The sequence below is a fragment of the Aeromonas sp. 601027 genome, assembly GCF_049174455.1.
GTDB lineage: Bacteria > Pseudomonadota > Gammaproteobacteria > Enterobacterales > Aeromonadaceae > Aeromonas > Aeromonas veronii_A.
The window spans coordinates 107,940-130,206 of sequence record NZ_JAAKTN010000010.1 but is presented as its reverse complement, the minus strand read 5'-3'; the positions used below and the strand labels follow the sequence as shown (position 1 = coordinate 130,206).

Annotated in this window: 20 protein-coding genes and 1 pseudogene; 7 read left to right on the top strand and 14 right to left on the bottom strand. The window is 57.4% G+C overall.

The window, feature by feature from the left end; genetic code table 11:
- Window position 1: 1 nt before the first annotated feature.
- The 4 genes from hflD to G5193_RS14190 all read left to right on the top strand — a co-directional run bounded on the left by hflD (window position 2) and on the right by G5193_RS14190 (window position 3,983).
- Window positions 2-616: a high frequency lysogenization protein HflD gene (gene hflD / locus G5193_RS14205; protein ID WP_005334622.1), complete on the top strand. Its 615-nt coding sequence runs from the start codon at window positions 2-4 to the stop codon at window positions 614-616.
- Between the two features lie 129 nt (window positions 617-745).
- The gene (gene purB, locus G5193_RS14200) at window positions 746-2,116 is read left to right on the top strand and encodes an adenylosuccinate lyase (RefSeq protein ID WP_005334624.1); all 1,371 of its coding nucleotides are present in this window, start codon (window positions 746-748) and stop codon (window positions 2,114-2,116) included.
- 139 nt (window positions 2,117-2,255) lie between these two features.
- Window positions 2,256-3,386 (top strand): cupin domain-containing protein, encoded by a 1,131-nt coding sequence (locus G5193_RS14195; protein WP_005353621.1) that lies wholly within the window; start codon window positions 2,256-2,258, stop codon window positions 3,384-3,386.
- A gap of 183 nt (window positions 3,387-3,569) precedes the next feature.
- Complete coding sequence (locus G5193_RS14190; RefSeq protein WP_266134046.1) at window positions 3,570-3,983, top strand: hypothetical protein; 414 nt, start codon at window positions 3,570-3,572, stop codon at window positions 3,981-3,983.
- A gap of 96 nt (window positions 3,984-4,079) precedes the next feature.
- Here the strand turns inward: G5193_RS14190 and G5193_RS14185 are convergent, their stop codons facing one another.
- Window positions 4,080-4,619: a GNAT family N-acetyltransferase gene (locus G5193_RS14185; protein ID WP_005344037.1), complete on the bottom strand. Its 540-nt coding sequence runs from the start codon at window positions 4,617-4,619 to the stop codon at window positions 4,080-4,082.
- A gap of 285 nt (window positions 4,620-4,904) precedes the next feature.
- On the opposite strand from G5193_RS14185, the gene G5193_RS14180 reads away from it, so the two are divergent.
- Window positions 4,905-4,985 carry a polyketide synthase docking domain-containing protein gene (locus tag G5193_RS14180; protein WP_368150394.1) on the top strand — a complete coding sequence of 27 codons (81 nt, stop codon included), beginning with the start codon at window positions 4,905-4,907 and terminating at the stop codon, window positions 4,983-4,985.
- Between the two features lie 456 nt (window positions 4,986-5,441).
- Here the strand turns inward: G5193_RS14180 and G5193_RS14175 are convergent.
- The 7 genes and pseudogenes from G5193_RS14175 to G5193_RS14145 form a co-directional block, all read right to left on the bottom strand.
- Window positions 5,442-6,266 (bottom strand): annotated as a pseudogene (locus G5193_RS14175) (GNAT family N-acetyltransferase); the annotation flags it as partial.
- Window positions 6,266-6,880, bottom strand: coding sequence for a glutathione S-transferase family protein (locus G5193_RS14170; RefSeq protein WP_421206230.1), 615 nt, complete (start codon window positions 6,878-6,880; stop codon window positions 6,266-6,268). The gene G5193_RS14170 and the pseudogene G5193_RS14175, both read right to left, overlap by 1 nt.
- A gap of 36 nt (window positions 6,881-6,916) precedes the next feature.
- Window positions 6,917-7,555: a pyridoxamine 5'-phosphate oxidase gene (gene pdxH, locus G5193_RS14165; protein WP_005353629.1), complete on the bottom strand. Its 639-nt coding sequence runs from the start codon at window positions 7,553-7,555 to the stop codon at window positions 6,917-6,919.
- Window positions 7,556-7,695: 140 nt separating this feature from the next.
- Window positions 7,696-8,031 carry a hypothetical protein gene (locus G5193_RS14160; RefSeq protein WP_227341066.1) on the bottom strand — a complete coding sequence of 112 codons (336 nt, stop codon included), beginning with the start codon at window positions 8,029-8,031 and terminating at the stop codon, window positions 7,696-7,698.
- Window positions 8,010-9,977, bottom strand: a complete 1,968-nt coding sequence (locus tag G5193_RS14155) for a reprolysin-like metallopeptidase (protein ID WP_421206229.1) — start codon at window positions 9,975-9,977, stop codon at window positions 8,010-8,012. The genes G5193_RS14160 and G5193_RS14155 overlap by 22 nt, the downstream gene beginning before the upstream one ends.
- A 252-nt stretch (window positions 9,978-10,229) precedes the next feature.
- Entirely contained in the window at window positions 10,230-10,559 is a 330-nt protein-coding gene (locus G5193_RS14150) for a hypothetical protein (RefSeq protein WP_227341068.1), read from the bottom strand.
- Window positions 10,556-12,562 carry a reprolysin-like metallopeptidase gene (locus tag G5193_RS14145; RefSeq protein ID WP_421206228.1) on the bottom strand — a complete coding sequence of 669 codons (2,007 nt, stop codon included), beginning with the start codon at window positions 12,560-12,562 and terminating at the stop codon, window positions 10,556-10,558. Before G5193_RS14145 ends, G5193_RS14150 begins: the two co-directional genes overlap by 4 nt.
- Window positions 12,563-12,784: 222 nt before the next feature.
- Between G5193_RS14145 and G5193_RS14140 the strand changes: the two genes are divergently transcribed.
- Window positions 12,785-13,996: an RsmB/NOP family class I SAM-dependent RNA methyltransferase gene (locus G5193_RS14140; RefSeq protein ID WP_111900853.1), complete on the top strand. Its 1,212-nt coding sequence runs from the start codon at window positions 12,785-12,787 to the stop codon at window positions 13,994-13,996.
- 106 nt (window positions 13,997-14,102) lie between these two features.
- Here G5193_RS14140 and G5193_RS14135 read toward each other — a convergent pair whose 3' ends face one another.
- From G5193_RS14135 to G5193_RS14110, 6 genes are all read right to left on the bottom strand, one after another.
- Entirely contained in the window at window positions 14,103-14,492 is a 390-nt protein-coding gene (locus G5193_RS14135) for a RidA family protein (protein WP_421206227.1), read from the bottom strand.
- A 69-nt stretch (window positions 14,493-14,561) separates the two neighbouring features.
- Complete coding sequence (gene pflB / locus G5193_RS14130; protein ID WP_421206226.1) at window positions 14,562-16,856, bottom strand: formate C-acetyltransferase; 2,295 nt, start codon at window positions 16,854-16,856, stop codon at window positions 14,562-14,564.
- Window positions 16,857-16,900: 44 nt separating this feature from the next.
- Window positions 16,901-18,109 carry a propionate kinase gene (tdcD, locus tag G5193_RS14125; RefSeq protein ID WP_421206225.1) on the bottom strand — a complete coding sequence of 403 codons (1,209 nt, stop codon included), beginning with the start codon at window positions 18,107-18,109 and terminating at the stop codon, window positions 16,901-16,903.
- Window positions 18,110-18,315: 206 nt separating this feature from the next.
- Window positions 18,316-19,647 carry a threonine/serine transporter TdcC gene (gene tdcC, locus G5193_RS14120; RefSeq protein WP_323062481.1) on the bottom strand — a complete coding sequence of 444 codons (1,332 nt, stop codon included), beginning with the start codon at window positions 19,645-19,647 and terminating at the stop codon, window positions 18,316-18,318.
- Between the two features lie 11 nt (window positions 19,648-19,658).
- Window positions 19,659-20,663 (bottom strand): bifunctional threonine ammonia-lyase/L-serine ammonia-lyase TdcB, encoded by a 1,005-nt coding sequence (gene tdcB / locus G5193_RS14115; RefSeq protein WP_421206224.1) that lies wholly within the window; start codon window positions 20,661-20,663, stop codon window positions 19,659-19,661.
- 359 nt (window positions 20,664-21,022) lie between these two features.
- Window positions 21,023-21,367: a Grx4 family monothiol glutaredoxin gene (locus tag G5193_RS14110; RefSeq protein WP_005353650.1), complete on the bottom strand. Its 345-nt coding sequence runs from the start codon at window positions 21,365-21,367 to the stop codon at window positions 21,023-21,025.
- 288 nt (window positions 21,368-21,655) lie between these two features.
- Here G5193_RS14110 and sodB point away from each other — a divergent pair, with 288 nt between their 5' ends.
- Window positions 21,656-22,240, top strand: coding sequence for a superoxide dismutase [Fe] (gene sodB, locus G5193_RS14105; protein ID WP_005334664.1), 585 nt, complete (start codon window positions 21,656-21,658; stop codon window positions 22,238-22,240).
- Window positions 22,241-22,267: the final 27 nt, after the last annotated feature.

Below are 22,267 nucleotides of genomic sequence, written 5' to 3'. Positions count from 1 at the left end.
CGTGAGCGATAAATTCCAAGACAGAACCATGGCCTTTGCCGGCATCTGCCAGGCCGCGTATCTGGTGCAGAAGGTGGCCCGAGACGGCAGCTGTGACGAGGCTGCCCTGCGCGAGAGCCTCTCCAGCATTCTGGTGACCAACCCGAGCCAGCCGCTCGAGGTGTTCAACAACACCCATCTGGCCATTCGCGACGGCTACCGTGCGCTGGTCGAGCAGCTGGGTGCCGACGGCAGCCAGAAGAATGCCGAGCTGACCCGCTACGTGGTAAGCCTGATTGCACTGGAGCGCAAGCTGGCCAAGCGCAAGGACATTCTCAATATGCTGGGTGAGCGGATCAGCCAGATTGGCCGCCAGCAACAGCACTTCGATCTGCTCGACGAGCAGATTTTGGCCAACATGGCGAGCATCTACAGCGATCTTATCAGCCCCATCGGGCCGCGCATCCAGGTGGCGGGTACCCCGCTGTTCCTGCAACAGCCGCTGGTGCAGCACAAGGTGCGCGCCCTGCTGCTGGCGGGCATTCGTGCCTGCGTGCTGTGGCGTCAGCTCGGTGGCAGCCGCACCCAGATCATCTTCGCTCGCAAGAAGATGGTGGAACTGGCCAAGCGTTACTAATCATCGGCTCGCGCGCGGGCAAGCGAGGTCAACATCAGGGTGAACAGCCGCACATCCGCCCTGACAACGACTCAGCCCCACGCGCGAGTGGATACGGATCCCCCACACAAATCATCAGGAGTTCACCCCATGGAGCTGTCCGCGCTGACTGCTGTTTCCCCGATTGACGGTCGTTATGGCGACAAGGCCGATGCCCTGCGCCCTATCTTCTCCGAATTCGGCCTGCTGCGTTTTCGCGTCGAAGTCGAGGTGCGCTGGTTGCAAAAACTGGCCAGCCACGCCGGGATCCCGGAAGTCCCTGCCCTGAGCGCGGCCGCCAACGCCCTGCTCGACGGCATCGTCAGCAACTTCAACGAGAGTGACGCCGCCCGCATCAAACAGATCGAGCGCACCACCAACCATGATGTGAAAGCGGTGGAGTACTTCCTCAAAGAGAAGGTTGAAGTGAACCCGGAGCTGGCGGCTGTCAGCGAGTTCATCCACTTCGCCTGCACCTCGGAAGACATCAACAACAACTCCCACGGTCTGATGCTGAAAACCGCCCGCGAAGAGGTCATCAAGCCTTATTGCGAAAAGCTGATCAGCGAGCTCAAGCGTCTGGCTCACGAGTACCGCGATATGCCGCTGCTCTCCCGCACCCACGGCCAGCCGGCGACCCCGAGCACCATGGGCAAGGAGATGGCCAACGTCGCCTACCGTCTGGAGCGCCAGTTCAAGCAGATCATGGCGGTGGAGATCCTCGGCAAGATCAACGGTGCGGTCGGCAACTACAACGCCCACCTCAGCGCCTACCCGGATGTGGACTGGCACCAGTTCTCCGAGGAGTTTGTTACCTCCCTGGGTCTGACCTGGAACCCCTACACCACCCAGATCGAGCCGCACGACTATATCGCCGAGCTGTTCGACGCCATGGCCCGCTTCAACACCATCCTGATCGACTTCGACCGCGATGTGTGGGGTTACATCTCCCTGGGTCACTTCAAGCAGCGCACCATCGCGGGGGAAATCGGCTCCTCCACCATGCCGCATAAGGTCAACCCCATCGACTTCGAGAACTCCGAAGGCAATCTGGGTCTGGCCAACGCCGTGTTCCAGCATCTGGCGAGCAAGCTGCCCATCTCCCGCTGGCAGCGTGATCTGACCGACTCTACCGTACTGCGCAACCTGGGTGTGGCAGTGGGTTACTCACTGATTGCCTATCAGGCGACCCTGAAGGGCATCTCCAAGCTGGAAGCCAACGACGCCGCCATGGCCGCCGATCTGGATGCCAACTGGGAAGTGCTGGCCGAGCCGATCCAGACCGTGATGCGCCGCTACGGTATCGAGAAGCCCTACGAGAAACTCAAGGAGCTGACCCGTGGTCGCCGCGTCGATGCCGAAGGGATGCGTACCTTTATCGACACCCTAGAGTTGCCGGAAGCGGTCAAGGTTGAGCTGAAGAAGCTGACCCCGGCCAACTACATCGGTGACGCCCAGCGTCTGGTCGATCTGCTGAAGTAAGCCAACCGGCAGTGACGAAGGGGCCCTGTGCACGATACGCCACAGGGCCCCTGTTATTTTCCCTGCCACGGCAGGATCCCGAGTGGCTTTTCCCAAGCCTGCCTTGGGCAAAACCTCTTTGCGAGACACGAGAAACAGCATGTACGAACTCAATCTGGATATCGCTCACTTCCTTGAGCACTACTGGCAGAAGCGCCCGCTCCTTATCAAGGGTGGCTTCAAGGACTTTCAGGATCCCATCAGCCCGGACGAGCTGGCGGGTCTGGCCATGGAAGAGGTGGTAGAGTCCCGCCTCGTCACCCGTTTCGACGGCAAGTGGGATGCTGCCCACGGCCCCTTCGAATCCTACGACCATCTGGGCGAAGAGAACTGGACCATTCTGGTACAGGCTTGCAACCACTGGGCTCCCGAGGTGAACGAGCTGGCGGTGCCGTTCCAGTTCATTCCGGGCTGGCGCTTTGACGATGTGATGGTGAGCTTCTCCACCCCCCATGCGGGTGTCGGCCCCCACATCGACAATTACGATGTGTTTATCACCCAGGGTCTGGGCAAACGCCACTGGCGGGTTGGCGATGCCAAGCCGCTCAACGAGTTTGCCGCCCACGCCGCCCTGCTGCACTGCGAGCCGTTCGAGGCGATCATCGACGTCATCATGGAGCCGGGTGACATTCTCTACATTCCGCCCGGATTCCCCCACGAAGGCTACGCCATCGAGCCCTCCATGAACTTCTCGGTGGGCTTCCGCGCGCCGGATGCCAAGGCGCTTATCTCCTCCTTTGCCGATCACCTGATCGACAACGAGGTGCGTACCGAGCGTTACGGCGATGCAGATCTCAAGCCCCGCGCCCGTCACGGCGAGATCCAGCCCCACGAGCTGCACCGTCTGCGCGAGCTGATGCAGCAGGCCCTCGATGACGAGACTCTGTTCAAGGAGTGGTTCGGCACCATGATCTCCGAGGCCAAGCACGATCTGGACGTCAATCCGGTGGAGCCGGACTACAGCGCCGAGGAAGTGGCCGACCTGCTGACCCAGGGCGAGCCAGCCATCAAGGTGCCGGGTCTGCGCACCGTCTGGTTTAGCGGCGAAAGCCAGCAGTGCTTCATCGACGGCGAAGCCTGGACCCTGCAGAGCGAAGACGCGGCCGCCATTTCGCTGTTGTGTGACAAAGACATCATCACTCAAGCCGATATGGTGGAGCTGGCCGATCAGGCCGGTTTCCTGCAACTGCTGACCCGTCTCGTCAACCGCGGGTACTGGTTCTTCAACTGATCCAGCGATGACTGAACGACAAAAAGGCGCCTTATGGCGCCTTTTTTGTCACTCAGATACGGTTCAATTAACAATCGATGCGCGAAACTGAACCCACTCTTGATGAACCGACAAGTGGTGATTTATTGAACTAAGATCGATGAGTATCATGCGTCCGTCCCTGTTCAAAAGAGAAGCGCCACCATGCAAATCACCTCCCGACCCATGCCGCTGCCCGATTACGGCAAATACCCCTCCTCTCCGACTGTCACACCCGAGCAGGTCAGTCAGGCCCGTAACGAAGCACTGGCCAAGAAGGATGAAGTGCAGGCGCAGAGCGAAGAGAAAGCAACGGCTCGCAGAACTCTGGCGGTCTCTTATACGGCCAACCAGCAAGATAAGGCCGTGGTGGAGCGCTACCTGGAGGCCAGCGGTCAGGAGAGCGACAGCAAGTCGGGCCCGAGCACAGCGGAACTCTATCAGGCGGCCAATCGCTACCAGCGCCAGCAGAATCTGAGCGACTACATGCAATTCCAGCAGAGCCCGCTCGCCCAGCAGATGGGTGACATGGTGGGCGAAGATAATCGCAAGGGCACCCAGCTCGACATCATTGCCTGAGCCAATTTGCTCGAATAAGCCCGGCAGGGACCAATACAAGATGAAAAAGCCCTCGATGAGGGCTTTTTCGTTATGGCTTGTCGCTGCGACGTCTCGCTATAAATGGGACACTTCTGCCTGCGCGTCCGGCAGCTCGTCGGGGAGTTCATCAAACAGGGGGTGATAGAGCACCTCACCCTGCACACCCGCAAAACCGCGCTCCTGCAGCTCCATCGCCATAAAGCAGTCGGCAGGCACCTCATAGATGCAGTGCAGGCCAAACTCGCTGGCCGGGCGGAAACCGAAACGGCTGTAATAGGCCGGATCCCCGAGTACAACCACCCCTTTCCAGTCCATCTCGAGCGCCGTATCAAGCCCTTCACGGATAAGATCCGAGCCAATCCCCTGGCCTTGCCAGTCGGGATGAACCGCGACCGGCGCCAGACCGAGCCAAGGCCCTTCCATGCCGTTAATGGTGATCGGGCTTAGCATCAGGTGCCCCATGAACTCGTACTCTTCCTCTTCGACCATGGTCACCACGGCAGCACCACATTCGCGCAGGCGGTTGACCAGTTCGGCCTCATCGGAACGACCGAAGGCGGCACTCAGCAGCTCATAGACCGGCAGCATGTCACCGGGGCGCTCGGTTCTCAACATCAGGTATTACTCCTCGTACAGCAGAGCAGGCATTATTCCACATAACGGCTGGTCACTCTGAGTACCTTTGTCCAAAAATGGGAGGGTGCACTCAGGAAAACGAGCTGCAAACTGCTGCTGCAAGGCGGTTAGCGTCGCCGGGGTGACCCTGTTCATCGCCTCGCGGTAGGCCAGCCAAAGGGCGGGAGCCTCCCGCGCCAACCGCTCAAAAGTCAGTTCGGGCGTTTGATGCCAACAACCATCCAGCTCATCGACCAGCTCCGGCAACTCCACTAGCAGCCGTAACTGCTGATAGCGTATCTGCGACGAGTCACAGTTGCCACCCAGCGCCTGCGCCATCAATTGGTTGAACCAGTGGAGCCGTGATGCGCGCTCCTCACGGCTAAGCCGCTCGGGCCCTTGACGCTGCAGCGCGGCCAGTTGCAGCAACCACGCCAGCCCCTGTTCATCCCTGTCTTTCAGCAAGACGCCGCCAAGATGGGACAACTGCTCCGGTTCGGCCTGCTCCAGCAGTTCGACGGGGTAACAGTGCAGCTCCAGAGACCTCTCAAGATGCGGCGGGCAGCGAATAGAGCAGGACTCCTCCCCCGCGCCCCTCTCATCCACAAAGAGCGAGATAGCCTGCTTTCCGTTGGCACTCTGCCGATTGGTCGTTGCGGGATCACACAGGATCACTACGGCGATCCGCTCATCCGCCAGCCAATGATCAATCTCATCAAGTAAAGGGGCTGGCAAGGAGAGGGGGCGATCCAGCCGCCAGTAGCTCACCTCACACGACTGGCGACCGCTGATATGGCGCCGCCCGCGATAGTGCATCCCCACTTTTGCCATCACCCGGCCGGAGGCTAAATTGTCTGGCATATGGCGAGCCGTCAGCGCAGGCAGTTGCAGTTGGTCAAAGGCGAACCCCTTGACCAAGCTGGCGGCCCGGGTCGCCAGACCGCGATTTTGCCAGGGCACGCCCACCCACCAGGCGAGCTCGCCATTCCAGTGCAGGGAGATCACCCCAAGCAACGCCGCACCTTGCTCCTCTGGCAAGGTGATGGCCCAGCTCCAGCCAAGGCCAAGCGCCGCCTTGCGCCAGCTGAGCGCCAGCCAGTCGCGGGCCCCCTCGGGCGGATAGGGGTGAGGAATATTGAGGGTGTAGCGCGCCAGCGCCTCGTCGCTGCAGTAGCGCACTATCTCGCGCTCATCGTCGGCCTGCAGTGGTCGCAATACGACACCTGATAGCGAATGCCCCTCAGCCAGGGTTGGCACCGTCACGCGGCGCGCCAGCAGGCGATTAAGCACGGCGCCCAAATCGGCCTCGGGGGGGAGCAGCAGATCGGCCCCCACAGGGCCAAGGGTGAGCAGTCCCTGCTCCCTGGCGAGGGTCAATAGGGAGGTAGAGGCACTGATCAGAACCCGGCGGCTGGGATCAACATGAAAATCCGCCAGCAGCTCCCCATCGAGCCAGGCAGCCAGCAGGGCTCCCGGGCAGAGCACCCCGTCTGGAGGGCTGCTCGCCCAGGGTGCATCGGTTTGACCGAGGGCGGCGGCCGCCTCTTTGCCCAGCAGCAGCTGCCAGCGATGACCCTGCTGCTGCCAGTGCGGCAACAGCGCAGCCCACTGCGGTTGCCACAGACTGGCCTCGATCAGCAATTCCATCAACTGGCCTGACAGGCCGCTGGCAGCGTCAGATGGCGGGGATGGGCTTCGATACGGGCGATCCAGCTACGGATAGCGGGCCACCCCTGCAGGGAGAAGATCCCCTCCTCTGCCACGTGGGTGTAGGCATAAAGGGCGATATCGGCGATGGTCGGCGCATCACCGCACAGGTAGGGGCTCTGTTTCAGCTGCTGCTCCATTACCGCCAGCGCCTTCTCGCCACCGGCTTTCAGCCCGTCGAGCCGCGCCTCCTGCGACTCGGGTCGGCCGAGATAGTGAACGATAAAGCGGGCCACCGCGATGTATGGCTCATGGCTGTACAGCTCAAAGAACATCCATTTGAGCACCTCGGCCTGCTGGCGAGGATCGGTTGGCCACAAGGCACTGCCTTGCCCCAGATAGAAGAGGATGGCGTTGGATTCCGCCAGCATGTCGCCTTGGCCAATCTCCAGCACCGGGATCTTGCCGTTGGGATTCATGGCCAGAAATGCGGGGGTACGGGTATCCCCCGCCTGAATATCCACCTCTACCCACTCAAGGGGCAGATCCAGCCAGCGGGCCAGCAGCCACACCTTGTAGCAGTTGCCGGAACGCAGATCACCATACAGACGCATACACACTCCTTGTGAAAACAGATTCGAATAGCGCGCTCAGGGAGCCAGACGCTCGATATGCCAGCCATCCCCGTCGCGGGTGTAGTAGAAGCGGTCGTGCAGCCGGTGCTCGCCCCCCTGCCAGAACTCCACCGTCTCGATCACCACCCGGAATCCGCCCCAGAAGCTCGGCAGCGGCACTTCGCCATTGGCAAACTTCTGCTTGAGCTCGAGGAACTTGGCCTCCAGCACGCCGCGGGCCGAGATGCGGGTCGACTGTTTGGAGACCCAGGCAGCGATCTGGCTATCCTTGGGACGGCTGTGGAAATACTTCATCACCTCGAAGGTGCTCATCTTCTCCACCCGGCCGGTCACGTGAACCTGCCTGTCCAGAGTGTGCCAGGGGAAGAGCAGGCTGATACGGGGATTGCCTTCCAGCTGCTGCGCCTTGCGGCTGCCCATGTTGGTGTAAAAGACCATCCCCTGGGCGTCGTAGTGCTTGAGCAGCACGGTACGCTGCCACGGCTGACCATCGGCATCGACGGTCGCTACCACCATGGCGGTGGGATCGGTCAGTTTGGCCTCACAAGCCTGCGCCAACCACTTCTCGAACAGCGCCAGCGGCTCGGCCGGCAGATCGGCCCGGTGCAGCCCGCCACGGGAGTATTCACGGCGCAGATCAGCAACATCCATCATCTTGATTTTCCTTCAAATAAATAATGGTTCCACGACCATCAAGAGAGTGACGCAGGCATTGTGCTCCGCTCATCTGTCAGTGACAAGCCATAACACAGCGGGGAGGCAACTGCCTCCCCGCTGTGTTTACCTGCAAACTATTACCTCTGAATCGCCTCCGGCATGCACCTTTCCAGCATCTGTCGGTTATATCGGGTGGCATAGTCAATCCGCTGCTCAAACTCCGCCTCCTTGCCCATCTCAATCACATCGCCGAACCCTTTCAGATAACGGACTCCGCACCGGGTTCTCGCTTCTGCTTGCAATGACTCCACAACCCCCGGGGCCATGCCGCCACGCCCGCCGCGCACGATGAGCCGATAATCCTGAGCAGCAAGACTCTCATCTATTGCCTCGGTCAGTGATGCGGCCACAACAGGCGCTGCGCAGATATGCAGAAACAGCAAACTGACGGCTAACCGTAATACCTGCGCCATCCGGCTGCACCTCCCATCAGGATGATCACAATGATACTCACCGCACCACCACCGCCGCCGCCGCCACCCGTATTGTTGTCGGTAATGACAGTTGCACTTTCCGTAGTGGCCGACGCATTACCTCTTATCCCATTGATAGAGAAAAAAATATTATTGCTGCATGCCAGCTTCAGCCTAGCCGTGCTGATCAACGGTGCAGGCAACACCACACTGGCCGAACCGTTATTGACAAGCCCGCTTGCCAGCGTAGTCCAGCTAGAACCGCCATTCTGTGTCAGTGCCAAATCCACGCTGGGACAGTTGATAGGAGGCTGATCGGTCCCGGCAACATTCCATGTCACTAGCTGAGTGCTACCCGCCACCATGGCGCCAATCTGCGGGGCTGTGATGGCAAATGCCGCGCCGGTATTGATCACCTGCACCACCATCTCATCACTGCTGACCGCCCCCTGACCATCGCGCACCGTAAGGCGAAACTGAAGGTTACGATTGGTCGCTGGCCACGCCTCCCCTTTGGCCAGCACACCCGTGATCAGCGAGCTCATGGCAGGCAAGGTTCGGCGGGGATCCGAAGTTGGCGAGACAAAGCGAAACAGCGGGCGTGACCCATCATCCACCATGGTGGCCAAACTGCTGGATGCGTTGCCCAGATCCACTTGCTCCCAGGTGTAACTCAAGGCATCTCCATCCAGATCCAGCGCGCTGCCGCCAAGGGTGAAAGGGGTATTGGCCGGGATCACGCGATCAACACCCGCATCCACGACCGGCGCATTATTGGCAAGTGCCAGGTCGGTGCCGCAGGAGGGTAAATAGGCCATCAAGGTACGCATCTGCTCGATCGACTTGCTGTGCAAGAAAGGTGCGCTGTTAACCTGCAGATTCTCCTCACCACAGATCCCGGCATAGGCCATGATGGTCGAGCCACTGCCCGGCTCCCAGGCTGAGCTAGCCTTGCGACCCGTGGCACAACTGTCGGCCATGCCATTGAAGGAGTGCTCGGCCCCCAGCTGGTGCCCCAATTCGTGAGCCACATAATCAATAAAGAATGCATCGCCGATAGGCTGTGACCCTCCGGTCATGCCCCGTGAACGGCTAAACGGGTTACAGAGGGATCTCAGGGTCGCCACCCCGCCGCCTGATGTCGCCAGCAGATGGCCCAAATCAAAGGATGGATTCAACAGCAAATCCTGTTGGACCTGATTGATGGCAATATCCTGAGTCGAGTTGGTGAAAGGATCCATCGCCGGATCAGTGAAAATCACCTTGTCTGTATCGGCTGCAAGCTGAAACTCGGCCCCCACATCACGGCGATAGACTTCATTGACCCGATTAAGCAGTGTTGCAATCGCAGAGAGTGCAGCAACCTTGGTACCACCATGATACTGGGTATATTCTCCGGTTGCCGAGATGGCGATGGTATAGCGCTTGCGCAAATTGCCATCGACCAGCACAGCTCGCTCACGCTCGATACCATGAGGATCAATCACCTGATCCACATCCTGTCGCCGCCAGGCATCTTGCTGTTCATAAACGGCATAGGAGAAACCATTCTGAAGCGGATCGACATAAAAGGTACGCCCCTGATGGGTAAACATACCGTGAAAACCATGTATGGTGACATCAAATCGGCCTGTATCCGCCGCCCGATCGATAGCCTTCCCACTGTAAGTATTGATAGAAGGGTAGCGCTGGGCCAAAGGCTCCGGGAGCAAGGCATTGGGATGAACATCAAACTGCACCGTAGTGCCATCCGGCAGTGGCAAAGTCAACACACTGGCGAGATGCCCGGGCTCAAAAGGCTTGTCAGGAACCACCACTCTGACCTTTTCAGCTCGCACATCATAGACCCCTCCCCTTTCCAAGTTTTCATCCATGAAGGTCCACTGTGGTTCTGCTGCAACCTGAACAGACAAACTGGTGATAATCACCGCAATGCCATGCTTCATAGAGCCTCCTTGCCCTACCTTGGTGACAACAAGTATGGTGCAGCGTCAATTGACGATCTGCGTGACAGACAGAAAAGAAAATTCGCACAAAACTTCTGTCACGCTGAGACATCGTGCTACACCCACGCTCCCCATCTCAGGCGATACAGACTGACCCCATTCAACAACGGAAAAAAGTGAAGGCGCCATTGGCGTCTTCACGGATAGATAGGGGGCTGAATATCCCCCCATTTGGATTGGTTCGTTGGCGTATTACTGCTTATCCGCGCCCGATGCTATCGGGCAATGAATCACCATGCGCCGGTTAAACTCGCTGGCGTAGGCACTCAGTTTGGCATGCGTTTCGTGCTGGCCGGGCCTTATCACATCGCCCAATCCATCCAGATAACGCTTGCCACAGCGCGCCTTGGCCTCTGCCTGCTGCTCGGCTGCAATACCGGGGGCGAACTCTCCCCGCCCCGCGATCACGATGAGGCGGTAATCCTGCCTGGCAAGGTTTGCACTCAGCTCCTGCTCCAGGGTGCTGGCATCGACCCGACAACCGCCGAGCATGGCAAGCAGCAACAGGGGGATTCCCCTCATGTGCGCCTCCGTTGCCAGCCAAGCAGCGCCAGTGCTAGCGTCCACAATCCGAGCACCCCGCCACCACCACCGCCACCTGAATTAGAGCCACCTTGCACCAGAGGCAATTTGAGGGGACTGATGGCAAAGAAGATGTTGTCGCTGCAAGCCACTTTCAGCCTGACACTGCTGGTGAGGTTGCCCGGCAGGGTCACTGTGGCAGAGCCGCTGTTGGGCTGGCTGGAGACGAGGAGTGCCCAGCTAGCACCCTCGTCCTGGGTTACAGATATATCCACCTTGCTGCAACTGATGGGTGGCAACGTGGTGCCAGCCACGTCCCATGTCAGTGACTGACTCCCCCCGGGCGTGAGGGTGACCCCGGAAATTGGGCTGGTGATGCGAAATGCTGTGCCGGTATTGACCACCTGCACCTTCATGTCATCGCTGGCAACGCCACCCTGACCATCTCGCACCGTCAGTCTGAAATTGAGATCCCGGTTGGTGGTCGGCCAGGCCTCTCCTTTGGCAAGCGTGCCGGAGAGCAGGGATGGCAAACTCGGCAGGATCCGCTCCGGCGATGCCGTGGGAGAGACAAAACGAAACAGCGGCCGGGAGCCATCGTCAACCATGGTAGCGACGCTGCTCGATTCGGTGCCTTTGTCGATCTGCTCCCAGTTGAAGAGCAGAGGGTTACCATCCAGATCCGCCCCCGCCCCCTTCAGGGCAAAGGGCGTATTGGCCGGGATCACATAATCGTTGCCGGCCGCAACCTGCGGAGCATTATTGCTCAACTCGAGCGTGGTTCCGCAGGTCGATACGCTCGCCATATGAGCTCGCATCTGCTCGATGGACTTGCTATGGAAATAGGGATCGCTGTGTGGCTGGATATTCTCCTCACCGCAGATGCCGGCATAGGCCATGATGGAGCTGCCACTGCCCGGCTCCCAAGCTTGCTCCTCAGCACGGTTACCCGCACCACAATTGCCGGTCGTGCCGTTGAAGGTATGCTCGGCACCAAACTGGTGGCCAATTTCATGGGCCACATAGTCTATAAAGAAAGCATCACCGACTGGTTCTTTTGAACCCGTCATGCCAGATGACTTGGCGCCATAGGCGTAATAGGGTGGCAGGGTATCAACACATAACACCCCCAAACTCGCCAAACCACCGCCTCCAGTATTGAGGACATGGCCGATATCAAATGCCCCCACATCCCCGGCAGCAAACGCCTGAGCCTGCACATCTACGTTCAGATCAGCATCCGCATTGGTGTTATCAAAGGGATCACCGGCCGGATCGGTAAAGACCAGGTTGTCATTGCCACTGGCCAATACAAACTCTGCCCCCACATCCTGTTGATAGACCTGATTCACCCGGTTGAGCAGGGTTGTGATGGCCGCCATGGTCAGTACCCTGGAGCCTCCGTGGTATCGGGTATATTCCCCCGTCGCCGAAATGGCGATGGTGTAGCGCTTACGCACATTACCATCCACCTGCACCCTTTGCTGCAACGCCCTGTCGGCATCATGGCCAAGCACCTTGTCCGCCTCATCCTCCAGGCGACTATGGGCATCCTGCTGGTAATAGACGGCATACCCTTCGGCATTGCGCAGCGGATCGACAAACACAATCTTGCCCTGATGGCTGAACATGGCATGGAAACCCTGTGGCCCCAGATCGAAGCGCCCCGTCTCTATCGGATGCGCCGGGTTGTACCCCTTGAAGGTGCGGATCTGCGGATACTTGGCGGCAAGATCTGCAGGCAGCAAGTCGTAGGCTTCCAGAGCAAAGGTGACCTCCCCCCCATCGGGCAGCGGCAGGGTCAGCTCACTCACCCCGGCTTGCAGTCCGGCAAAATAGTCGAGCGGCACCTTGGCCACTCGAAACTGATTGGCCCGCACCTCATAACCTTGCTCCGCAGTCGCTCTGGCGGCTACCGTGCTCCACTCGCTGGCCATCAGGCTGGTTGAGCCCAGCATGCTGGCAACCAGCAAGGCCACCCTAGAGTATTTCGTCACATGCATTGTTTTTAGTCCTTGTATTAATGCAATCGCCTGAATTGCGGCCTGTACTTTATTTTTATTCGGCCACATCAATACAAAGCTGAAGCAACCCTTTCCACCATTCCCGAGTGGGAGTGTTGCGCCAACCCCGTCTAACCCCTATCATTGCGCGGATTTGTCAATTTTAGAACTGCTCCTCTTCACAAAGGTGCAGTTCATCTTTATCTGGCCAAGGTTAATCTCATGCTCAAATCCCCACTGTTGCCCCGTTTCGGGGATCTGGTCGTTGCCATTGTTGACGATGTGCTCGGTCAGGGTCTTACCCTCGACCGCGCCTATGCCCGTCACTTCTCCGGCATCGAACTCAAACCGCAAGAACAGGCAAGGATTGCCCTGGTCACCGGCGACCTGCTGCGCCGTCTCAGCCTCTATTGTTTCCTCACCGGTATTCAGGTGCGTCAGGCCGAAAAGAATGTCTGGCCACTGCTGCACAGCTGGCACGCATTCCACAAAATTGCCCAGCCCAACCACCCGACCCTGGATCGCTTCAATGAAGAAGCATTCCGCCGCCGTCTGACCGAGGCGAAGAAGAACCCGGTATTGATGGATGGTTGCCCGAGCTGGCTGGAGAAACTGGGCAGCGAGCAGCTGGGTGAAGCCTGGCCTGCCGAGCGTGCAGCGCTGGCCTGGATGCCCAAGCGCTACCTGCGGGTCAACACCCTCAAGTGCACCCGTGATGAGCTGCAAGCCATGCTGGCCAAAGAGCAGGTCACCACCATTCCAGTTGAAGGTGTGGAGACTGCCCTGCAGGTCACCTCCGACGCCGCCCTGTTCCGTACCAAGGCCTTTGCCGATGGTTGCTTCGAACAGCAGGACGCAGGCTCCCAGCTGGTTGCAGCGGCTCTGGAGGTTACCCCAGGCATGCGCGTCATCGACGCCTGCGCAGGTGCCGGTGGCAAGACCCTGCATATCGCCGCCATGATGCAGGGCAAAGGCCGTTTGCTGGCAATGGATGTGGAAGAGTGGAAGCTGGAGAACCTCAAGCAACGCGCTCGTCGCGCCGGTGCCCACAACGTGGAGACCCGGGTCATCACCAGCAGCAAGACCGTCAAGCGCCTCAAAGAGAGCGCCGACCGTGTACTGCTGGACGTGCCCTGCTCCGGTCTTGGCGTACTCAAGCGCAATCCGGATGCCAAGTGGCGTGATACCGCCGAGCGTCTGCCGGTGCTGGTCGCGCTGCAAGAAGAGATCCTGCAGCGTTACAGCCAGATGGTGAAAGTGGGTGGTCTGCTGGTTTATGCAACCTGCTCCATCCTGCCCGAGGAGAACCGCCAGCAGGTGGACAAGTTCCTCGCCGCCAACGAAAACTTCCGTCTGCGTGACGATCACACCGTGAGCCCGTCCGAGACCGGCTTCGACGGCTTCTACATGGCTCGTATCGAACGGATCGCCTGATCCAGAATGACCTGCTCCTTGCGCCCTTATCGCGCACGGCGGGTTCGATGAAAAAAGAGCGGCAGCCCTCGAGCTGCCGCTCTTTTTATTGATAAGGATCGCCGCGTCAGGACTCCAGCGCAGCAATCGCCTCTATCTCGATCTTCACATCCTTCGGTAACCGAGCCACTTCTACGCAGGAGCGAGCCGGATACATGGCATCGTGCCGGGTGAAGAAGTCGTTGTAGACCCGGTTGACCGCAGCAAAGTCGTTCAGATCCGAGACAAACACCGTGGTCTTGAAGATGTTTCGCACCTCGCCGCCTGCCGCCTCGACAATCGCCTTGACGTTTTGCAGGGAGCGCAGGGTTTGCGCTTCGATACCCTCTGCAATGTCACCGCTCACCGGGTCCAGCGGGATCTGGCCGGAGGTGTAGAGGATGTTGCCAATCCGGGTGGCTTGCACATAGGGGCCGATGGCGCCCGGCGCCGCTTTGGTAGTGATAACCTGTCGCATCTGTTACTTCCTCGTGCTGACAAACAAAAAGTAGGCCCGGAGCAAGCCTGCTCACCCCGGGCATCAGAGTTACATCATGTTGGTGAAGGTTCTGGAGATGACGTCCTGCTGCTGCTCGCGAGTCAGGGCGTTGAAGCGCACCGCATAACCGGAGACCCGGATGGTCAGGCTGGGGTACTTGTCCGGATTGTCGATGGCATCCAGCAGCATCTCGCGATTCATCACGTTGACATTGAGGTGCTGACCCCCTTCTACATCCCGCTCATGGTGGAAGTAGCCATCCATCAACCCCACCAGATTGTTTTCGCGATTGGCGGGTTCCTTGCCGAGCGCCCCCGGCACGATGGAGAAGGTGTAGGAGATCCCGTCCTTGGCATATTTGAACGGCAGCTTGGCCACCGAAGCGAGCGAAGCGACCGCCCCCTTGCGATCCCGACCGTGCATCGGGTTGGCCCCCGGTGCAAACGGGGCACCGGCACGGCGGCCATCCGGGGTATTGCCGGTCTTCTGGCCATAGACCACGTTGGAGGTGATGGTCAGGATCGACTGGGTCGGCACCGCATTGCGGTAGGTCGGTAGCGCCTGGATCTTCTTCATGAAACGCTCGACCAGATCGCAGGCGATAGAGTCGGCCCGCTCGTCATTGTTGCCGTACTGGGGATACTCCCCCTCAATCACAAAATCGACCGCCAACCCGTCAGCATCGCGCACCGGCTTGACCCTGGCGTACTTGATGGCCGCCAGCGAATCGACCGCCACCGACAGACCGGCAATGCCGCAGGCCATGGTGCGATAGACGTCGCGATCGTGCAGCGCCATCAGTGAAGCCTCGTAGCTGTACTTGTCGTGCATGTAGTGGATAAGGTTGAGCGCACTGATGTACTGCACCGCCAGCCAGTCCATAAAGCTGTCGAGGCTGGCCATGACGGTGGCGTAATCCAGCACCTCGTCCATGATGGGCGCCACTTTCGGGCCGACCTGGATCTTCAGCTTCTCGTCCACCCCGCCGTTGATGCAATAGAGCAGGGTCTTGGCCAGGTTGGCGCGGGCACCGAAGAACTGCATCTGCTTGCCGATCACCATGGGGCTCACGCAGCAGGCGATGGCGTAGTCATCGCTCTCGAAGTCGGTGCGCATCAGATCATCGTTCTCATACTGCAGGGATGAGGTATCGATGGAGACGCGGGCAGCATAGGTCTTGAAGGCCCGCGGCAGCCCTTCCGCCCAAAGGATGGTTAGGTTGGGCTCGGGCGCCGGCCCCATGGTCTTGAGGGTGTGGAGGTAGCGGAAGGAGTTCTTGGTCACCAGGGTGCGACCATCCAGCCCCATGCCGCCGATCACCTCGGTCGCCCAGATTGGATCGCCGGAGAAGAGGGAGTCAAACTCGGGGGTACGCAGGAAGCGTACCATGCGGATCTTCATGATGAAGTGATCGACCAGCTCCTGGGCATCCTGCTCGCTGATGAGCCCCGCCTTCAGATCCCGCTCGATATAGATATCGAGGAAGGTGGCGGTACGACCGAGGGACATGGCGCCACCGTTTTGCGACTTCACCGCCGCCAGATAGGCAAAGTAGAGCCACTGCACCGCCTGCTGGGCAGTGCGTGCCGGCCCGGAGATGTCAAAGCCGTAGTTGGCCGCCATCTGCTTGATCTGCACCAGTGCCCGCTTGTGCTCGGCCAGCTCCTCGCGCTGGCGGATCACCTGCTCCAGCTGCTCTCCCCGCTCGAGAGCCGGTTGCAGATCGGCAAACTGCAGCTCCCGCTCACGGATTAGATAATCTATGCCATAGAGCGCTACCCGACGATAATCTCCGATAATGCGACCACGACCGTAACCATCCGGCAAACCGGTCAATACCCCTGACTTTCGGCAGCGCAACATCTCGGGAGAGTAGACGTCGAACACTCCCTGATTATGGGTTTTGCGCAATTCGCTGAAGGTATATTCAAATTCGGGATCCATCTCCCGGCCATATGCTTCAAAAGAGCTTCTGATCATATTTACGCCGCCAAACGGGTGCAGCGCTCTTTTAAGGGGTTTGTCGGTTTGCAGGCCAACGATTTTTTCCAGCCCCTGCTCGATATAGCCCGGCCCGTGGGCGGTGATGGTCGTGGCAATATTGGTATCAAAATCGACCGGCGCGTGGGTGGCATTCTCGATGCGGACCCCCTCCATCACCTTGTTCCACAAGGTGGTGGTTGCTTCGGTCGCATCTGCTAAAAACTGTTCGTCACCTTCATAGGGGGTGTAGTTCTGCTGGATAAAATCACGGACGTTGATCTCGTGCTTCCAGCTTTCACCGGCAAACCCTTGCCATGCCTGACGGAATTTATCCTGCTCCAATTGCATATCAACTTTCATCAAATAAACCTCATTCACTACTCATGACACTACAGTGGAAGATGTCAGACGCACTCGGCCTGACGAACCTGCTGCCCCAGACGAATGGCATCCAGCGCGATCATTTTCTCTTCATTGGTGGGAATAACTGCTGCCAGTACCATAGACTCTGCCGCCGAAATAACCCGGCAGCCCTCGCTATTGGGACGCTGGTTAAACGGCTCGCTGATCGCTACGCCAAATACCTGAAGTCGTTCGCATACCAGCTTTCTGATAAAGGCCGAGTTCTCGCCGATCCCGCCGGTGAAAATAACGGCATCCAGCCGGCGCAATGAGGTGGCATGGCCGCCGATATGGCGGGCAATACGATGGACAAAAGCGTGAATGGCCAATTTTGCCCCGGGATGTCCTTCGTGATAGGCAGCTTCCAATACCCGCATATCGGAGGAGAGCCCCGAAATACCCAGCAGGCCGGACTGCTTGTTCAATACCCGCTCGATATCCTCGATGGATTGCCCCGTCTTGCTGGCGATATAGGCCAGCGCGCCAAAATCGATATCACCGCTGCGGCTGCCCATGATCAGCCCCTCCAGCGGCGTCATCCCCATCGAGGTATCGACGCTCTTGCCATCTTGGACCGCACAAATAGAGGCGCCATTGCCCAGATGGGCGATGACCAGACCGGCATGCTGCTCATCCAGCCCCATGAATACGCAGGCCTGCTCGGCCACATAGCGATGGGAGGTGCCATGGAAGCCATAGCGGCGCACGCCGTAATCCTGCAGGTATTGGTAAGGCAGCGCATAGATATAGGCTTCCGGCTTCAGGGTCTGGTGAAAGCCGGTATCAAATACCGCAATCTGGGGCTGGTCGGGAAATAGCTGGCGGGCGGCCATCACGCCGCTCAAATTGGCGTGGTTGTGCAGCGGGGCCAGTGGCGAGACTTGCCTGATTTTGGCCAGTACCCGCTCGTCAATGATGGCCGCTTCGCTGAACTCATTGCCGCCATGGGCAATGCGATGGCCCACCAGGGTGATGGCATCGAGTAAACCGCGCAGTTTCAGCTCTTCTGCAATCACCGCCAGTGCGCAGCTATGGTTGTTTTCCGGCAAGGGGGTGGCCGGGTTTTTATCAATTTTCAGCTGGGGATGTTCGGTCTCGATACCATCGGCCATGCCGGAGATCACCACCTCGCAGGTTTTACTATCCAGTACCGAGAATTTGACCGACGAAGAGCCACAATTGATAACCAGAACCAACGAATCAAACTTCATTACATCGCCTCGATATTTATGATGTCGAGTCACTGCAGTCAGAACATATTTACCACTGTTTGTGGTGGCCAAATAACGCATAGCCTTGCCCTGGGCCCAAATAATTGGGCCAACCAAGAACCGGTTATTGCGCGCTTCTAACTGCGCCATGCAGACCCTGCCAAGGGGTCAGGGTCTGAATGGCTGATGACTTACAGAAAAGGTTTTCAGAACAGCTTGGAAACAATATTCAGGATGGTCAGCACACCGATGATGGTGACAAACAGGTTGCTGGCCTGGCCTTTATATTTGGCCAGCGCAGGTGTTTTGTTGACGGCATACATCGGCAGCAGACAGAGCAGTGACGCGATGATCGGCGCCCCCATTGCCTCAATCAGGTCGAGGATGTTGGGGTTCACATAAGCGACCAGCCAGGTCGAGCCCATGATAAACAACATACTGACCATGTTGAGTTTTTTACTGGAAACCTTGCTCTTGTCGCCCTGGTAGCCAAAGCGGAGGATGAGGCCGTTCAACCCTTCCAGCGTCCCCAGATAGTGGCCGAAGAAGGATTTGAAGATGGCAACCAGCGCAATGATGGACGCGGCATACTCCAGGGTGGTGGCAAATGCAGACTTGCTACCAGCCAGCGAGGAGAAGTGGTTGGCCAGATAGGAGAGCACCGGAATATTCTGGGCCTTGGCTTCCGCCATATTTTGCGGCGACAGGGTAAAGAGGCAGCTGAAGGCAAAGAACATCACCACGGCCACCATCAGCATGCTGGCACCGGAGATAATCTTCGAGCAGCGCTTCTCGGTAAAATCACGACCGAACTCCTGCTCATACTCTTCCCGTTTGGAGACGATGAAAGAGGAGACAATCGGCGAGAAGTTGAAGGAGAAGACCATGATGGAGATCCCCAACCAGACGGTGACCAGAATACCGTCGTGACCGAACATGGATATTTCACTCAGGTTGACCTGATCAAAAACGGCACTGTTCCAGTAAGGGACGAGGGAGAGAGAGATAACCACCAGGCTGGCGATGAAAGGAAATACCAGATAGCTCATCACGCGAACCATCAGATCCTTGCCGAAATAGATCACGAAGGCCATCAACAGCAGCAGCCCAAGGGCGACAACACCCCGATTGAGCGGCGCCATTTGCAGTTGATGCTCCCAGAATGCCATGAAGGTATTGGTGATTGTTACACCATATATCCAAAGCAGTGGGCAGATGGCAAAGAAATAGAGGAAGGTAATTACCACCCCGCCCATTTTGCCAAAATGCTCTTCAACGGTCTCGGTAATATTTGCCGATGGATTGCTGCCAGAAAGACATAATCTTGCCAACGCCCTGTGGCAATAAAATGCTATAGGATAAGCCAGCACCAACATGATTAATATTGGGATCAGGCCACCATATCCGGCTCGAATGGGGAAAAATAGAACACCTGCACCGATCGCTGTACCAAATAGACCGAGTCCCCAGGTTGTATCCGACTTACGCCATGCTTTAACACTCTCTTTACTGCTGCTAACGACACTATCCAATATCATGACTGTATTCCTTACAGGCTAAATTGACGGATATTGTTCTGTTCGATAATTTCGGCGATTCGGGTCAGGTCAATATTGCCACCCGAAATAATGCTGACGGTCTTTTTGCCTTCGACATAATGTTTCAGTTTGCCGCTTAGCAGCGCTGCCGAGGCCAGAGCTCCCGCCCCTTCGGTAATCACCTTGTTGCGCTGAATAAGGTCAATCATGCTATGACGAATATCATCCTCGGTGACCAGTACAATATCATCCACCAATTGTTTGACGATTTCGAAGGTCAGTGAACCGGGTCTTGCCACATCACAGCCATCGGCCAGCGTGCTGCTGGTTCTGTGATTGGTCATGGTACCGGCATAGAAAGAGGCCGCCATACCGTGCACATTCTCGGATTGCACACCAATCACCTTGATGGTCGGATTAATAGATTTGATAGCCATGGCAACACCGGCAATCAAACCACCGCCACCGATCGGCACTATGATGTTATCGACATCATACAAATCTTCGATAATTTCCAGACCAATGGTGCCCTGGCCGGCAATCACTTTTGCATCGTCGAAGGGGGGGATAAATACGCGGCCTTCCATCTCCACGATTTCGCTGACTTTGGCAATGGTGTCATTGAAGCTATTTCCATGGAGGATCACTTTGGCTGAATAGTCACTGGTTGCAGCAATTTTTGATTTGGGTGCGCAGCAAGGCATGACCACCTTGGCATCAATTCCCAGCATGGCACTGGACAAAGATACCCCCTGCGCGTGATTACCGGCAGAGCAGGCGACAACACCTTTTTGACGATCCTCCAGACTTAATGAACTGAGTTTGTTGAAGGCACCGCGAATTTTAAAAGAGCCTGTACGTTGCATGTTTTCAAGCTTGAGGTAAACCTCGCCATGGCAACGTTCACTGATGTAGTTAGAGGGTAATTGCGCGGTCTTGTATATATGGTTGGTCAGTCTTTTTTTGGCTTCGGTAATATCATGAAGACCAATGGGCAGATTGCGATACATCTTCATCGCAAATCTCTTTTTATTTATTAATTTGTAGGGTTTTATTTCACTGGGCGAAGCGATACTAGGTTCTATCACTTGCAATTAATGTGAGTATAAACACAAAAAAATCTACAAAGAGACTGCGTTACGGTGAAATTATCAAAAAATGTGATGGCAGCAACACTTGAATCCAAAATGATTAAAAAAAGTAATCGCAGATTGGAAAATCAATATGATTAACAACTCCAAAACAAAGCGGCAAAGATTAGATTTTTCAGGGCGAACGCGTTGCTTTTTGCAACCGGCAATCAGTTGCTTACCTGCCAGAACCGGGATAATAAAAAAGGAGCCGATGTGGCTCCCTATCGACAACACAGGACCGATTACTCGGCTGCTGCATCATCTTTCTTGTACTTGGCAGCAGTCTCTTTGATCAGAGCCTGCAACTCGCCAGCCTGGAACATCTCGATCATGATGTCACAGCCACCGATCAGCTCACCTTCAACCCACAGTTGCGGGAAGGTCGGCCAGTTGGCGAATTTTGGCAATTCGGCGCGGATATCCGGATTCTGCAGGATATCAACGTAGGCAAACGGCTCGCCGCAGGACATCAGAGCCTGGGAGGCCTGGGCAGAGAAGCCACAGCTGGGTAGCTTGGGGGAGCCCTTCATGTAGATGATGATGGGGTTGTCAGCCAGCTGCTGCTTAATCTTTTCAATAGTTTCCATAGGTGCCTCACTAGAGCGATTTCGGCGGCCATTCTACTGCAATCTTGCCCGAGCACAAACTGACAAAGGGGTGACCCGGCTCGAATTGTGCAAAGAACCCACACAGGATTGATCGCGATCATGGCGCCAATCAAGAGTTGTTAGGCCATCTTTGATACTGCTACAATCCCTTGGCTTTGGGCTACCCAGCCCCATCATTTTAAAAACAACTCTTTTCACATATAGAAAAGAGTACGCAATGTCTTGCAACCGTCGCCTTCGCACGGTCCAGCCAATGGAGAGTAGAAAATGGCATTCGAACTTCCCGCTCTGCCCTATGCAATCAACGCTCTGGAACCGCACATCTCCCAGGAAACTCTGGAATATCACCACGGCAAGCACCACAACACCTACGTGGTCAACCTGAACAATCTGGTGCCGGGTACCGAGTTTGAAGGCAAGTCTCTGGAAGAGATCATCAAGACCTCCAACGGCGGCATCTTCAACAACGCCGCCCAGATCTGGAACCACACCTTCTACTGGCACTGCCTCTCCCCGAATGGCGGTGGCGAGCCGACTGGCGCCCTGGCTGATGCTATCAACAAGGCATTCGGCTCCTTCGCCGAGTTCAAAGATGCCTTCACCAAATCAGCCATCGGCAACTTCGGTTCCAGCTGGACTTGGCTGGTGAAAAAAGCTGACGGCTCTCTGGCTATCGTCAACACCTCCAACGCTGGCTGCCCGCTGACTGAAGCCGGTACCACCCCGCTGCTGACCGTTGACCTGTGGGAGCACGCCTACTACATCGACTTCCGCAACCTGCGTCCGAAGTACATGGAAACCTTCTGGGCTCTGGTTAACTGGGAATTCGTGGCCAAGAACTTGGCTGCCTAATCAGCCTCGCTTGCCAAAACGCCCCGC